The sequence below is a fragment of the Nostoc sp. ChiVER01 genome (genome assembly GCF_034531155.1).
In the GTDB taxonomy this organism is placed as follows: Bacteria; Cyanobacteriota; Cyanobacteriia; order Cyanobacteriales; family Nostocaceae; genus Nostoc.
Genome location: NZ_JAVRBS010000017.1, coordinates 161,866 through 175,355 on the forward strand (window position 1 = coordinate 161,866; position 13,490 = coordinate 175,355).

Annotated in this window: 15 protein-coding genes; 8 read left to right on the forward strand and 7 right to left on the reverse strand. The window is 40.9% G+C overall.

The features are described from left to right. The first annotated feature begins 340 nt into the window (after positions 1–340). From RMY00_RS21955 to RMY00_RS21965, 3 genes are all read left to right on the forward strand, one after another. Positions 341–1,066 (forward strand): pyridoxine 5'-phosphate synthase, encoded by a 726-nt coding sequence (locus tag RMY00_RS21955; protein WP_322649558.1) that lies wholly within the window; start codon positions 341–343, stop codon positions 1,064–1,066. 143 nt (positions 1,067–1,209) lie between these two features. Then, positions 1,210–1,926, forward strand: coding sequence for a SnoaL-like polyketide cyclase (locus RMY00_RS21960; protein WP_322649559.1), 717 nt, complete (start codon positions 1,210–1,212; stop codon positions 1,924–1,926). 65 nt (positions 1,927–1,991) lie between these two features. Next, positions 1,992–2,321 (forward strand): MgPME-cyclase complex family protein, encoded by a 330-nt coding sequence (locus RMY00_RS21965; protein WP_322649560.1) that lies wholly within the window; start codon positions 1,992–1,994, stop codon positions 2,319–2,321. Positions 2,322–2,363: 42 nt separating this feature from the next. On the opposite strand, the gene RMY00_RS21970 is transcribed toward RMY00_RS21965, so the two are convergent. After that, positions 2,364–2,576, reverse strand: a complete 213-nt coding sequence (locus tag RMY00_RS21970; protein ID WP_322649561.1) for a hypothetical protein — start codon at positions 2,574–2,576, stop codon at positions 2,364–2,366. Between the two features lie 17 nt (positions 2,577–2,593). Between RMY00_RS21970 and RMY00_RS21975 the strand changes: the two genes are divergently transcribed. Continuing rightward, positions 2,594–3,250, forward strand: coding sequence for a hypothetical protein (locus RMY00_RS21975; RefSeq protein ID WP_322649562.1), 657 nt, complete (start codon positions 2,594–2,596; stop codon positions 3,248–3,250). 71 nt (positions 3,251–3,321) lie between these two features. Here RMY00_RS21975 and RMY00_RS21980 read toward each other — a convergent pair whose 3' ends face one another. The 3 genes from RMY00_RS21980 to folD all read right to left on the reverse strand — a co-directional run bounded on the left by RMY00_RS21980 (position 3,322) and on the right by folD (position 6,012). Then, complete coding sequence (locus RMY00_RS21980) at positions 3,322–3,777, reverse strand: divergent PAP2 family protein (RefSeq protein WP_109007520.1); 456 nt, start codon at positions 3,775–3,777, stop codon at positions 3,322–3,324. A 265-nt stretch (positions 3,778–4,042) separates the two neighbouring features. After that, complete coding sequence (crtE, locus tag RMY00_RS21985) at positions 4,043–4,975, reverse strand: geranylgeranyl diphosphate synthase CrtE (RefSeq protein ID WP_322649563.1); 933 nt, start codon at positions 4,973–4,975, stop codon at positions 4,043–4,045. 146 nt (positions 4,976–5,121) lie between these two features. Continuing rightward, positions 5,122–6,012, reverse strand: a complete 891-nt coding sequence (gene folD / locus RMY00_RS21990; RefSeq protein WP_322649564.1) for a bifunctional methylenetetrahydrofolate dehydrogenase/methenyltetrahydrofolate cyclohydrolase FolD — start codon at positions 6,010–6,012, stop codon at positions 5,122–5,124. 697 nt (positions 6,013–6,709) lie between these two features. Here folD and RMY00_RS21995 point away from each other — a divergent pair. From RMY00_RS21995 to RMY00_RS22005, 3 genes are all read left to right on the forward strand, one after another. Further along, positions 6,710–7,111: a hypothetical protein gene (locus RMY00_RS21995; RefSeq protein ID WP_416212088.1), complete on the forward strand. Its 402-nt coding sequence runs from the start codon at positions 6,710–6,712 to the stop codon at positions 7,109–7,111. 20 nt (positions 7,112–7,131) lie between these two features. Further along, positions 7,132–7,569, forward strand: coding sequence for an NUDIX hydrolase (locus tag RMY00_RS22000; protein ID WP_322649565.1), 438 nt, complete (start codon positions 7,132–7,134; stop codon positions 7,567–7,569). A gap of 241 nt (positions 7,570–7,810) precedes the next feature. After that, positions 7,811–8,914, forward strand: a complete 1,104-nt coding sequence (locus RMY00_RS22005) for an AI-2E family transporter (protein WP_322649566.1) — start codon at positions 7,811–7,813, stop codon at positions 8,912–8,914. A gap of 113 nt (positions 8,915–9,027) precedes the next feature. Here RMY00_RS22005 and RMY00_RS22010 read toward each other — a convergent pair whose 3' ends face one another. Next, the gene (locus RMY00_RS22010) at positions 9,028–10,395 is read right to left on the reverse strand and encodes a sensor histidine kinase (protein ID WP_322649577.1); all 1,368 of its coding nucleotides are present in this window, start codon (positions 10,393–10,395) and stop codon (positions 9,028–9,030) included. A gap of 426 nt (positions 10,396–10,821) precedes the next feature. On the opposite strand from RMY00_RS22010, the gene RMY00_RS22015 reads away from it, so the two are divergent. Continuing rightward, positions 10,822–12,423 (forward strand): alkaline phosphatase D family protein, encoded by a 1,602-nt coding sequence (locus RMY00_RS22015; protein WP_322649567.1) that lies wholly within the window; start codon positions 10,822–10,824, stop codon positions 12,421–12,423. A 139-nt stretch (positions 12,424–12,562) separates the two neighbouring features. Here RMY00_RS22015 and RMY00_RS22020 read toward each other — a convergent pair whose 3' ends face one another. Further along, positions 12,563–12,955 (reverse strand): hypothetical protein, encoded by a 393-nt coding sequence (locus RMY00_RS22020; protein ID WP_322649568.1) that lies wholly within the window; start codon positions 12,953–12,955, stop codon positions 12,563–12,565. After that, complete coding sequence (locus RMY00_RS22025; protein WP_322649569.1) at positions 12,952–13,269, reverse strand: hypothetical protein; 318 nt, start codon at positions 13,267–13,269, stop codon at positions 12,952–12,954. Before RMY00_RS22025 ends, RMY00_RS22020 begins: the two co-directional genes overlap by 4 nt. Positions 13,270–13,490: the final 221 nt, after the last annotated feature.

Consider the following 13,490-nt stretch of genomic DNA (forward strand, 5'->3'; position numbering starts at 1 on the left):
CAGAATTATTATATTGTTGCAGACATTGTTTTAAGTCGTGTTTAAATCCTATTAGAACTTCATTAAGTCTTTGATACTTTACCAACGCAAAGCATAACTTTAACTCTTGTGCTTTCTGCTATATTTAGCCTTTGATTTGACCAAATAATGAATTATACTAACCACTTTGCTATGTAAGAGAACTCCAAAAAATAAATTATCCCAATTCCTGGACTCAACACGATTAGTTTCTTCCCCCTGCCCTAAATGCAATGGGATATTTTTTTAGTTAGAAGTCCCTAAGACCAGTATTTCCGGTAAAATCAAATTCTGAGGACTGTGGATTTGGGAGAAATTTTGGGTGGCTACACTTGGCGTTAACATTGACCACATCGCCACCATCCGGCAAGCACGGCGGACAGTGGAACCTGACCCTGTAGCGGCGGCGGTACTGGCAGAATTAGGGGGTGCAGATGGCATTACGGTGCATCTGCGGGAAGATCGGCGGCATATCCAAGATAGGGATGTGCGTATATTGCGAGAAACAGTGCGATCGCATCTTAATTTAGAAATGGCCGCTACAGATGAAATGCTAGCGATCGCTCTCGATATCAAACCAGATTATGTAACTTTAGTCCCCGAAAAGCGCGAAGAAGTCACAACAGAAGGCGGATTAGATATTATCGGGCAAATTGCTAGAATAGGTGAGATAGTCAATAAATTGCAAAGCGCTAACATTCCAGTTAGTTTATTTATCGACGCAGAGTCAGCACAAATCGAAGCATCTGTCAAGGTGCAGGCAAAATTTATTGAATTGCACACCGGACAATATGCTGAGGCTAAAGATGAAACAAATCGCCAGCGAGAATTAGCCATATTAGCTAAAGGGTGTGAGCAAGCGATTCAAGCTGGATTGCGAGTCAACGCTGGTCATGGACTCACCTACTGGAACGTCTATCCGGTAGCTGCGCTTCCAGGTATGGAAGAACTGAACATTGGTCATACCATCATCAGCCGGGCAGCATTAGTAGGTATGGAAAGGGCAGTCCGCGAGATGAAAGAAGCTATAAGAGGGAATAGGGAGTAGGGAATGGGGAATGGGCATTGATAATTAAATATTCTCCTCTGCTCCCCCTGCCCTCACTCACCACTCCCCACTCCCACATCTTAAAAGAGGGTTGTCTACTGCGAAATCTAGAAATTGAGAGCAAACCTTCAGCAAAAACTTCTATGAGCGCAACACAGTCTAACGACCTGCCACTTTGGGTACAGGATAGAGATAAGGTGATAGCAGAAAGCACTGATGTCGAGTGGCGCTATCAGACACCGCCTGATTATTCCCGTTCCAAAGAGAATCTCGCTCAAGAAAGTACCTATAATCACCTTGAAGGTACACTAGAAGCGATCGTGCAAAACTTGGTGCGAACCTTCGAGATGGAGGTATCTTTTAAAGCTAACCCGCAAGAGTGGTTATCTATTGTGAATGACAAGTTTCGTGTAAGTACTAATGGCGGAGTCGAGTACACAGCAGCAGATGTATCAGCCCAAGGTACTTACAATTTATTTATGGCTGATTCAGAACACTACAAGGCTTCAGAAGAAAGCTTTGAATCATCCGCAAAAGTCTTCCACACAACATTTCCTCAAGGATTTCCTTGGGAAGTGCTGGAAGTTTTCTCAGGGCCACCAAATGTCACATTCAAATGGCGGCATTGGGGACATTTTAAAGGAGAATACAAAGGACATGCACCTACTGGGGAGACAGTAGAAATTATCGGCATGAGCATTGCAAAAGTTACCGATGACTTGAAGGTTATTTCCTTGGAACATTACTTCGACAATAATTTGTTCTTGGAAAAGCTAACATCTGGTGGCAAACAGATAAATGCTCAAAAGCAGGGAAGTGCTTGTCCGTTCAGTTCTTGGTTCAAGAAGCACAAGAGTTAGTTTTTAGGGGTACAGAGTGCAGTACTGTGCCCTTAAATTATTCACATAGTAACCAGAGGATGAAAATGCAAACATATTATTACGTTTTGGCTAGTAAAAAATTTCTTCTCGAAGAAGAACCGACACACGAAGTTCTCAAAGAACGCACCCGCCACTACCACGAACAAGAAAAACAAATAGATTTTTGGTTGGTTGAGCAACCAGCTTTCTTAGAAACACCGCAGTTTACAGAGCTAAAGGCGAAGTGTCCTCAACCAGCAGTAGCAATTATTTCTACTAATCCTCAATTTATTACTTGGTTAAAACTGCGTTTAGAGTACGTCATCACTGGTGAATTCCAAGCTCCTTCTGAGACAATACCCGATGCATTGGCATCCCTTGCTACCGTCTCTTAGGCATTGAGTATTGGGCATTGAGCATTGGGTATTGATTATTTATTATTCTCCTCTACTCCCATGCTCCCTGCTCCCTGCCCCTCTGCCTCTTCCCCACTCCCTAATTTTATTTTTGAGCGAAAAAATATATTTTTTGACACTCATTTTATCTCCATACTGAAGTAACTGGGTTTTTAGCTTTTTTCTTATAAAATCTTCTAAGACACCTTGATTTACATAATCTAACTTTTGTGCATAGATTTCAGATTTTACCAAGTGTTTTAGGATTAGCGATGTCTACGATGAGCTTCGCTTACGCAGGGTTTATTGATGGCATGAGTCCTGTTTTTGCCCAACAAACCACTCCCCCTTGTCAACCACCAACTGCTGGTGAGTATCTTTTATTAGTAGTCAGTCCCACAGCAGATAATCAAAAACAGTTGCGTAGTGCTTTACCGCCGGAACTGAAAACGATTACCTGTAAATATTTGAACGAAACTGTGACGCGGATAGGGGGCTTTAATAAAATTGATGATGCCAATCGATGGGCAAGGTATGTCAGCAATATTGTTGGCTTGTCTGCCATTATCACCACTCGACCAACAACGCCGGATGTGCAGCCACAGCAACAAGCACAGCTACAGCAGCCACAGCAACAGCTACAGCAACCTCAGCAAACAGTTAACTATAATCCTCAAGCATTAGGAGAAGGTTATGCAGTGCTGGTAGATTATTACAACCGTCCAGAACTAGTAAATAGTGTGCAACAAGTAGTGGGAGGGAACGTAGGTTTTGTTTCTTATGGACAACGCCCTTACTTGTTGGCAGTTTATACGACTAACCAAACTGAAGCATACAATACCTTACAGAAGCTGAACAATGGCGGTTTTGTTGCCAGCATAGTAGATAGTCGTAAGGTAATTCTGCTGCGTTCAACTGTACGGTTGTAGTCATTAGTCATTAATCATTAGTCATTAGTCATTAGTCATTCGTTAATAAACTGTAGACTGTAGACTATTGACTAATAAGCAGACCTAGCTAACCAATAGATGGTTATACCCAAAGCCGACCCAGCTATTACTTGAACTGGTGTATGTCCAAGTAATTCCTTCAGACGGTCTTGGCTAAAGTCTGGTTTTTCATGAAATAATTCATCAATCATTTGATTTAGGATACGAGCTTGCTTACCAGCTGCTTGGCGAACTCCGGCTGCATCATACATGACGATGATGGCAAAAATCATTGCAACGGCAAAATCAGGAGATGCCCAACCGAGTGTTTGCCCTACACCTGCGGCTAGAGCTGTAACTAAAGCTGAATGGGCACTGGGCATACCTCCGGTTGTCACCAAAACACGTATATTCAGTTTGCGATGTTTGACGATCTCGACTACGAGCTTTAGGGCTTGAGCAATTAAACAAGCTATCAGAGCAACCAGCAGCACCCGGTTGTCTAAAATGTTGCCTATGTCCTGCATGGTATTTTGGTTAGGTTAGTAAATATTAGCAGCAGTTGTTGGTTGAGGAAACATCTAGATTCAACCCAAAATCCAAAATTAACCTAGTACATTACGGTAGAAACAGACTAACTATTCAAATTCACCCAAAAGCTTACTTAAAAGCTATTTGGATTTTGATATGAGTGAATTTTGAATTTCGCTAGACGGTGTAGTATAGCATGGTGTCAATTAACCACCCATTCCAAATCAATCGCTTAGGAATTAGGAATTATCCAAAGCGCCACTAGTTATTGCGGCTGATGATAAAATGAGCGATCGCTTGGAGTGATTTGGCTCTTTCTCCAAATGGTTCTAGTTCTGTACAAGCTGCTTTAACTAACTCTTGGGCTTTTGAGCGAGATTCTTCAAGTCCCCAAAGGCTAGGATAGGTGACTTTCTGCGCTTGTTGGTCTTTACCCGCAGTTTTGCCTAATTGCTCTTTTGTAGAAGTGATATCCAAAATATCATCTATGATTTGGAATGCTAGCCCAATATTTTCAGCATAACGGGTCAGTCGTTGTACATCTTCGGGTGATGCTCCAGCGATGATGCCGCCACAAACTACACAAGCTTCCAAAAGGGCAGATGTTTTGTGTCTATGAATGAAATTTAGCGTTTCTAGGGAAATATCTGATTTACCTTCCGACTCTAAATCGACAACTTGACCGCCGACCAAACCAGCTGCCCCCAGCGCCCGACCAAGACGGGCAATAACCTGCAAGACTAGCTCTCTCTTAACGCTTTGAGGGGTTGCAATGGCAACAAACTCAAAAGCGAGAGCCAACAAGCCATCGCCAGCCAAAATCGCCACATCTTCGCCATAGACTTTATGATTCGTCAGCTTCCCACGACGGTAATCGTCATTATCCATCGCCGGTAGGTCGTCATGAATCAATGACATTGTGTGGATCATCTCCACAGCACAAGCTGTTGGCATAGCCATTTCGATAGTGCCACCCATCATTTCACAGGTAGCAAGGCAAAGAATGGGACGTACACGCTTGCCTCCAGCTAATAACGAGTAGCGCATCGCCTCATAAATCTTTTCTGGATAAATGATGGGGATAGCCTGATCTAAAGCAGTATCACAAAGCTTTTGGCGCTCTTTCAGATAAGCTGCTAAGTTAAACGTGGCTTCCTCTGGTGGTGTCTTTTGAACGTTATCAGTTGCTACCATTCTTAAATTCCTGACATTTTGCGATTTTTGTCTTATACGTCACAATTTTAAGGTGCTGTGGCGCTGAAAAAATGAAGAATTAGCAGAGACGCGATCAATCGCGTCTGTAGAGGAGTTAGGATTAATAACTCTTAACTTTTAACTCATCACTCCTCACTTTTTTCTCTTGCCGCCCTAGAATAGCTGGCAAATGTATTTTGCAACAATATGGCGACAGTCATAGGGCCAACACCACCAGGAACGGGGGTGATAAATTCTGCTACAGCAGCTGCTGACTCAAAGTGGACATCGCCAATTAAGCGACTTTTGCCATTAGCATCAGTGACGCGATTCATTCCCACATCTACCACAACAGCGCCCGGTTTTACCATATCAGCAGTGATTAGTCCGGGACGACCTGCTGCTGCAATTAGAATATCAGCATTTTGGGTGATGCTTTTGAGGTCATGCGATCGCGAATGAGCGATCGTGACTGTGGCATCAGCTTCTAATAGCATCAGCGCCATTGGTTTACCCACCAAAATACTACGTCCCACCACTACTGCCTGTTTTCCCTGCAAAGAAATTTCATATTCTTCTAAAAGCCGCATCACACCAGCCGGGGTGCAGCTACGTAAACCGGTTTCTCCCCGGACTAATCGCCCCAAGTTAACTGGGTGCAGTCCATCAGCGTCTTTATCGGGATCAATTTGATGTAGCAGAGCTACAGCATCCAAGTGGTTAGGTAAGGGCAGCTGCACGAGAATGCCATCCACTCGTTCATCGTGGTTTAGTGCAGCTATGACTTTTTCTAACTCTTCAAAGGTTGTTTGGGCGGGAAAATGCTTTCCAAAAGAGGCGATCCCAACTTTAGCGCAAGCTTTTTCTTTGTTACGAACATAAGCAGCTGAGGCTGGATTATCGCCAACCATCAGTACTGCTAAACCAGGCGATCGCCCAATTTTTGGTTGTAATTGTGTAATGGCAACAGAAAGTTCTTGCTGAATTTTTGCGGCTATTGTTTTACCATCAAGGAGTTTGGCAGTTTTTGTTTCCATGAGAATTCCTAGCTATATTCGCCTTTTGTCAAAACACTTGCAACAAGTCTTTCCCTCTGCCCCCTGCCTTTTAATTGGTGTCGTAGCGTTTTTCTCACAGTGAATCCATAATTTTTATTTTCTCAGATCAATGGCGTTATCTGAAGAATAAAGAGTTAAGGATGAAATTCAGAACATTTTTTGCTCAGTTAAGAGTGTGTTTCTGAAAGTGCAGAGAATAGTATAGATGGGAACAGACATGATGAAACTGGCGACACAAGCAGTGAAGCAAAAATTTGCTCAATTGGTGGCTTTCATGCAACAAACGAGAATGTCTCTTTCATTCTTAGACCTCTTGCAAAAGTCCCCAATACCCCACCCCTTAGCAAGGGGAGAGTGTACACACAAGTCGAATTACCCCCCTCAATCCCCCCTTGGAAAGGGGGGAAGCCGAAAATCTAGTTCCCTCCTGGGATTGTTATGGGCACTTCCTGAAGCTGACGGTCTTGGAAAGGGGGGAAGCCGAAAATCTAATTCCTTCACGCCACATGCTTCAAGTCGGCAAAGCCGCCCAACGCAGTGGCTCCCCTTTATAAGGGGAGGGTTAGGGTGGGGTAAAAACCAGCCTCTTAAACTACTTCAGACTTGTGTGTACACCGTAGCCTTAGCAGGGGGAGAGGAGACAAAGCGTAGCTTTGGCGGGGTGGGATTCTTATTTTTGATTGCAAGAGGTCTGTTGTACGGACGCAGTATTGTTCCCTACCGCCTGGGGTTAGTTTTTTTATTGGTGGTGGGACTTTGTAGTTGTGGTAGTTTAACCTCGTCTGGCTTGAATGGGACTAATTTGACAATTGGTACTAATGTCACCCCAATTAGAGAAATTAAACCAGAACAAGACAATAAGGCTACAGTTTACATCCAAGGTAAGGTGGAAAAGAAAGCTCCTTTGATGAAGCAGTGGGCTTATCAAATTAGTGACTCAACTGGCCAAATTTGGGTTGTCACCAATCAAAAAAATCTGAACGAGGGGGCACAAGTGGTGATTAAAGGTAAAATTCGCTACCGAAGTATCCCTTTAGCTGGGAAAGAATTGGGGGAAGTTTATCTAGAAGAACAGTAATTGGCAATTAAAAATAAGACATGAACAATCAACCGATACATGTAGCGATCGCCATTCTCTACCAAAAAAACAAGTTTCTCATGCAACTGCGAGACAACATCCCCGGTATTCTCTACCCTGGTTACTGGGCGCTATTTGGCGGTCATATCGAACCTGGAGAAACACCAGAGGTAGCGGTGAAGCGAGAAATTTTAGAAGAAATCGGCTATAATCTACCACCCTTTGTTGAATTTGGCTGTTATCCCGACGAAAGAGTTGTTCGTCATGTCTTTCATGCACCACTCTTGGTGGAATTAAATCAACTGGTTTTGAATGAAGGCTGGGATATGGGATTATTGACCTTAGAAAATATTCACCAAGGTAATTGTTATTCGCAAAACGCGGGTGAAGTGCGACCTTTGGGAAATATGCATCAAAAAATTATGTTGGATTTTATTCAGACATACCAACAAACATAGTGCCGCAAGGCGGAAATCAGCCCCTTGGGGGAAGTCAAAAGTCAAAATTTAAAAGTCAAAAGTATTATGAGATGGGATTTTGAAAGATTTTAAATGCTTGCTATATTTACGCTGTGGCGTACTAGTTTACCCTACTTGGGTATACTGCAATTGCAGCACGATCTCGTAAATAATTATATGCTTTTTCATGAATCAAAATCAAAGCCAAAATAGAGTTAGAACTCTTGTGGAGTCATAACTAATGCAATCAGCAAATAAACTACCGCGATGGTTAACTATAGGATTGGCATTTCCGATTATTATTCTTAACGGCTGGCTATTGCTCCAGGTTATACAATATTTTCAACCCTTAGTCAGCGTTATCGCCGCCGCCATCCTGCTAGCTTTTGTCTTAAACTATCCAATTCAGTTTCTTCAGGAACAGGGGGTAAAACGCAACCTGGCGATCGCAGGGGTATTACTTTTGACTCTAGTGGTTTTAGTGGCTTTAGGCATCACTTTGGTTCCCTTGATTATCCAACAGCTCGTTGAGCTAGCTAATATATTGCCCAGTTGGATTGATTCTGGGACTCAACAGTTGCAAACTTTTCAAGATTGGGCATTAAGTCAGCAACAACTTCCGATTAATTTAAGTGGTTTATTTACCCAAGTTCTGGAGAGATTATCTAACCAGCTTCAGTCCTTCACTGGTAGAATTCTTGGTTTTGCTGTCGATACCATTGGTATTGTGCTGAACGTGCTGCTGGCGGTAGTGCTGACTATTTACCTAATATTGAACGGTGAACGTCTTTGGGACGGAATTTTTCAGTGGCTTCCCCCTAATATTGGGTTAAGAGTGCGCGAATTACTGCGAGAGGATTTCCACAATTACTTCATCGGTCAAGCAACATTAGGAGCAGTGTTAGGAGTAACAATTACACTAGCGTTTTTGGCGTTGCAAGTTCCCTTAGCTCTACTTTTTGGTATCGGTATTGGTTTATTTTCTCTCTTCCCCTTTGGTACTGGAGTAGGTATCGCTATAGTAAGTTTATTGGTAGCTTTGCAAAACTTTTGGTTAGGAGTTGAAGTCTTAGGTGTAGCTGTTGCGATCGACCAAGTTAATTCTAATTTTATAGCACCGAGAATTCTTGGCAACTTAACTGGACTAAACCCAGTCTGGGTAGTAATTTCTTTGCTTTTGGGAGCAAAGTTGGGGGGAGTTTTGGGTTTGTTAATTGCGATTCCTATTGCCAGTTTTATCAAGGATATAACAGATAGCTGGAGGGCTGGAGAGTTTAACAAGATAGATGATATCGTGACAGAGCCAATAAAGATTACAAGTAAGACAGCAGGAACCTATAGTTAAAATTCAATTTTTAAGTTAAGGCAAATTGGCAATGTTGAGTATTTAGAAAAATGTCTACTCTTTGTTTGTTGCTTGTTTTGTAACCTCAATTACGGTAAGGTGTCATAAATTTATTAAGAATTCATTTGAACCGGAATTTTAATAATAAACTCAGTCCCTTCGCCCAAAACCGATATGCATTGCAGTTGACCACCGTGTTTTTCCACAACAATTTGATAGCTAATAGATAAACCTAATCCAGTTCCTTTGCCAACAGGTTTAGTGGTGAAAAAGGGATCAAACAATCGGTTTTGGTGACTTTCTGGAATTCCCATCCCATTATCGCAAATGCGGATAATTACTTGTTTGTCATCAGTGAGTTCAGTCCGAATGCAAATTTTTGCTTTATCCTTTACCAATGAAGGATGAGTAATAACTAATGACTCTTCTATAGCGTCAATAGCATTCACTAATATATTCATAAATACCTGATTGAGTAACCCAGCGTAGCACTCAACTTTGGGAAGATCACCATATTCTTTAATTATATTTATGCTTTCACCTAATTGGTCGAAACGACTTTGTAAAATTACCAGAGTGCTATCAATTCCTTCATGAATATCAACTAATTTTTTATCAGATTCATCAAGACGAGAAAAATTTCTTAAAGAAAGAATGATTTCCTTGATTCGCTTAGTACCAACTTTCATAGAGGTGAGAAGACGAGGGAGATCGGTACTTAAAAAGTCTAGTTCAATTTGTGCGATCGCAGTTTGAATTTCCGCTTTTGGCTCAGGATAACATTGTTGGTACAATCTAATCAGAGCGAGTAAATTTTGGCTGTATTCAATGGCGTGGACAATATTACCAGAAATAAAGTTTACGGGATTATTGATTTCGTGTGCAATACCAGCAACGAGTTGTCCTAAAGCAGCCATTTTTTCATTCTGGATCAATTGCGTATAGTTTTGTTGAAGATCGCGAAAGCCTGCTTTAGCAACTCTAGATTGTTCCTCTACCTGCTGTAGTTCAATAAGTGTTAAGGCATGAATTTGGGAGTAGGCTAAAAGTAATTGATGAAAATCGACGAGCTTATATTTTCCAGACGTAGTTTTAACTAAAATTGGCTCATAAGCAATTTCAGGTGGTTGTTGTAAAGTTGACTGAGTAGCATTGACAATAAGCATATCTTCCGAAAGTGTTAATACCTCTTGCTGAAAAAACTTGTAAAGAATTTTAATCGGTCTTATAGAAAATAATGCCAAGCTATAGGTTTGGCTCATATACTCAAAAAATTTCCGCCGTGAAATTATTCCTACATACTGTTGATTATTAGTTAAGATAATTCCCGGTAATAAAGGCTCTTCCTTAAAGAGCATAGCCAAATCATTGCCGGGACGCTCTATTTCGATGTGAACCTGCCAAAAGGGTAATTCTTGCAAAGTTGACTTTAATCGCAAGTTTGGCTTATTAGCATTTGTCACGTCATGCATAGCCAGCATACTCTCAAACCTTGGCTGCTGAGGTAATATTTCTGGTAACATTCTGAATATCCGTCTCAATAATTTTAAAGTTTTTAATCCTGACAAACTTATCTTTCCCAGATTGCTACCCAAAATTCACAAGGTAGATGCAGGAATATAGAGTACTTTATTAGTTATTTATCATTAGTCATTTGTAATTTATCCAATAAAAATTATGCGTACTTTTTATGTGGTTTCATCATGGAGTTTTTAGTAGGGACTTCAGCCCTAAAAAAAGACTAAAGTCATTACTACAAACCTTTAATTATTTAAGACGTTTTACTTAAGTTTTCTTAAAAAATAGTTTTATATTAACCATTAGATAACCCAATCTTTACTTTTTGATATAAGAGAGTGTGCTAAAAGGTTATCTTGTAATACTTTTTAAGCTTGCCATTATTTATCATGGAATCTAATCGCCCATCACAGTTAAATCGCCGTCAGTTTTTGCTCCGTTCAACTATCACAGCAGGTGGAATTATTGCCACAAATCTTGTATGGAAATCAAAAGTTTTTGCCCAAGCGCCTGCAATTATTACCTCTGACAAAATGCGTCCTGCTATACCTTATGGTGTAGCTAGCGGAGATATTTCTAAAGACAGTATTGTTATTTGGAGCCGTAGCGATCGCTCCGCCAAAATGATCGTAGAATACTCTACTAGTGAATCTTTTAAAAATGTGCAGCGAGTTGTGGGGCCCAATGCTTTAAAAAATAGCGACTTTACAACACGACTTTATTTAACGAACCTGCCACCAGACCAACAATTATTTTATCGGGTAATTTTCCAAGATTTAAACTATAAAGGCACTTACAGCGCTCCTGTCAAAGGCACTTTCCGAACTCCTCCCAAATCTGGGCGAGATGTATTCTTTGTATGGGGTGGTGACACCGCCGGTCAGGGATGGGGAATTAATCCTGAGTTTGGTGGAATGAAAATTTACGAAACTATGCGGCAACTTCACCCCGACTTTTTTATTCATTCTGGGGATAATATTTACGCCGATGGCCCCATTCAATCAGAAGTAACTTTAGACGACGGCACTATTTGGAAAAACATCACCACACCAGAAAAATCCAAAGTAGCAGAAACTCTCACAGAATATCGTGGTAACTATATCTACAATTTACTGGATCAAAACATCAAGCGTTTCTACGCTGAAGTTCCCATATTGGCACAGTGGGACGACCACGAAACAAGGAACAATTGGTATCCTGGGCAAACTATCCAGAATGATGACCGCTACACAGTTAAGGATGTTAACTTACTAGCCCAAAGGGCAAGACAAGCATTTTTGGAATATTTGCCTATTGGATATGAAACAAATAATCCAGATAAAGCAAAAATTTATCGCTCCTTCAACTATGGCCCATTATTAGACATTTTCATGCTGGATGAGCGCACTTACCGGGGGCCCAACTCTCCCAATAATCAGCCAGTACCAAGTAAAAAAACAGACTTTTTGAGCAAAAAACAAGTGGAATGGTTGAAAAGCCAATTGCTGTCATCAAAAGCAACATGGAAAGTGATTGCAAGTGATATGCCTTTAGGGCTGATAGTTAAAGACGGTAGCACTGATTTTGAAGCTTGGGCTAATGGAAATGGCCCAGCTTTAGGAAGAGAACTAGAACTTGCCGATTTACTACGATTTATCAAAAATAAAAATATCCAGAATGTTGTTTGGTTAACTGCTGATGTACATTATGCAGCAGCCCATTATTATGACCCGGCTAAAGCACAGTTTACCGACTTTAAGCCTTTTTGGGAGTTCGTCGCCGGGCCTCTTAACTCTGGCACATTTGGGCCAAACGAATTAGAAAATACCTTTGGCCCACAATTAATATTTCAAAGCCTTCCTCCAGGTACGAAAGCAAATCGCCCCCCAAGTGAAGGTTTGCAATTCTTTGGAGGAGTTAAAATTAATGGAAATACAAAAGTGATGACGGTAACACTGCGTAACTTGGTAGGAAAAATTATTTACAGCGTAGATTTACCACCAGAAAAATAGATCATCAAAACTTAGCGAAAATTAGCCAGTTAGATAAAGTAAAAAACTGAGTTATTACTCTATCTAATTGGCTTTTATATAGTTTGTTGAGAGGCTTATAAAGCTCTCCTTAGTTTGTTTCAAATAGAGGTAGTTGATATTAAGTTAGGGTATAAAAAGTGAAATCTTGGGGCGAAAACTTAGCTTGGTTAGACAAGCTTGTTAGATTAGTCAGATTAGCCAGGACACTAATAGGGCCGCCGTCACCTAAATCAGTAGAATAGACAACTCTTGAAAAGCCAAGTGTAGAGTTGTAATAGACAAATAATCCTTCATCAGATGTAATCTTATTGTTATTAGCAATAGCTTTGGCAGCAGCAGCATTTGGAAATGCATCGAGCAACACTAGTACATTGGCATTACCCGATAGTTTAGAGCTAACCCTTTCTTTGTATTTAACTTGGGCATTAAAATCAAGTCCAAGCTTGCCAGTTTCAAAGACGAAATTATCTACACCGATTTGGTAGTCAGTGATTTTATCTGGCTGATTCAACACTCTAATACCGTTGGGGCTTTGTACTGGGGAACCATTAGCAAATGGGGGATCGTAATAGCCAAAAGTAGGCCAGCTCCGCCCGTTAGTATATCAACACCAGTACCACCGTCTAAGAAATCACTGCCATTACCGCCTCTTAAAACATCATTGCCTGTATGACCATAAAGGTTATCGTTTCCATTTCTGCCTTCAAGAGTGTCATTACCCGCATTTCCGTAGAGAAAGTCATTTCCTCCTTTGCCATCAATAAAGTCATTGGAGACTTTACCAGACAAGATATTATTCGCGTCATTTCCAACAATATTTGCCATAGCTGTTATTCTTTAAAATTGCAAATTTGTGTGTTTTGTGAACTGCATTTATCATAGAAATTCCACAAAAAACAAACATCTGAAAAACGTCTTGAATCTCAGCACAACTAATTAGATAAATTCTTTCTGATTTTTGTTGTCCACTAAGTAAATATGTCTACAACTTTCAGTAGACCGAAAAGTTTTGCGATCGCTGTGTGATGAATACCTGGGAACCTGAT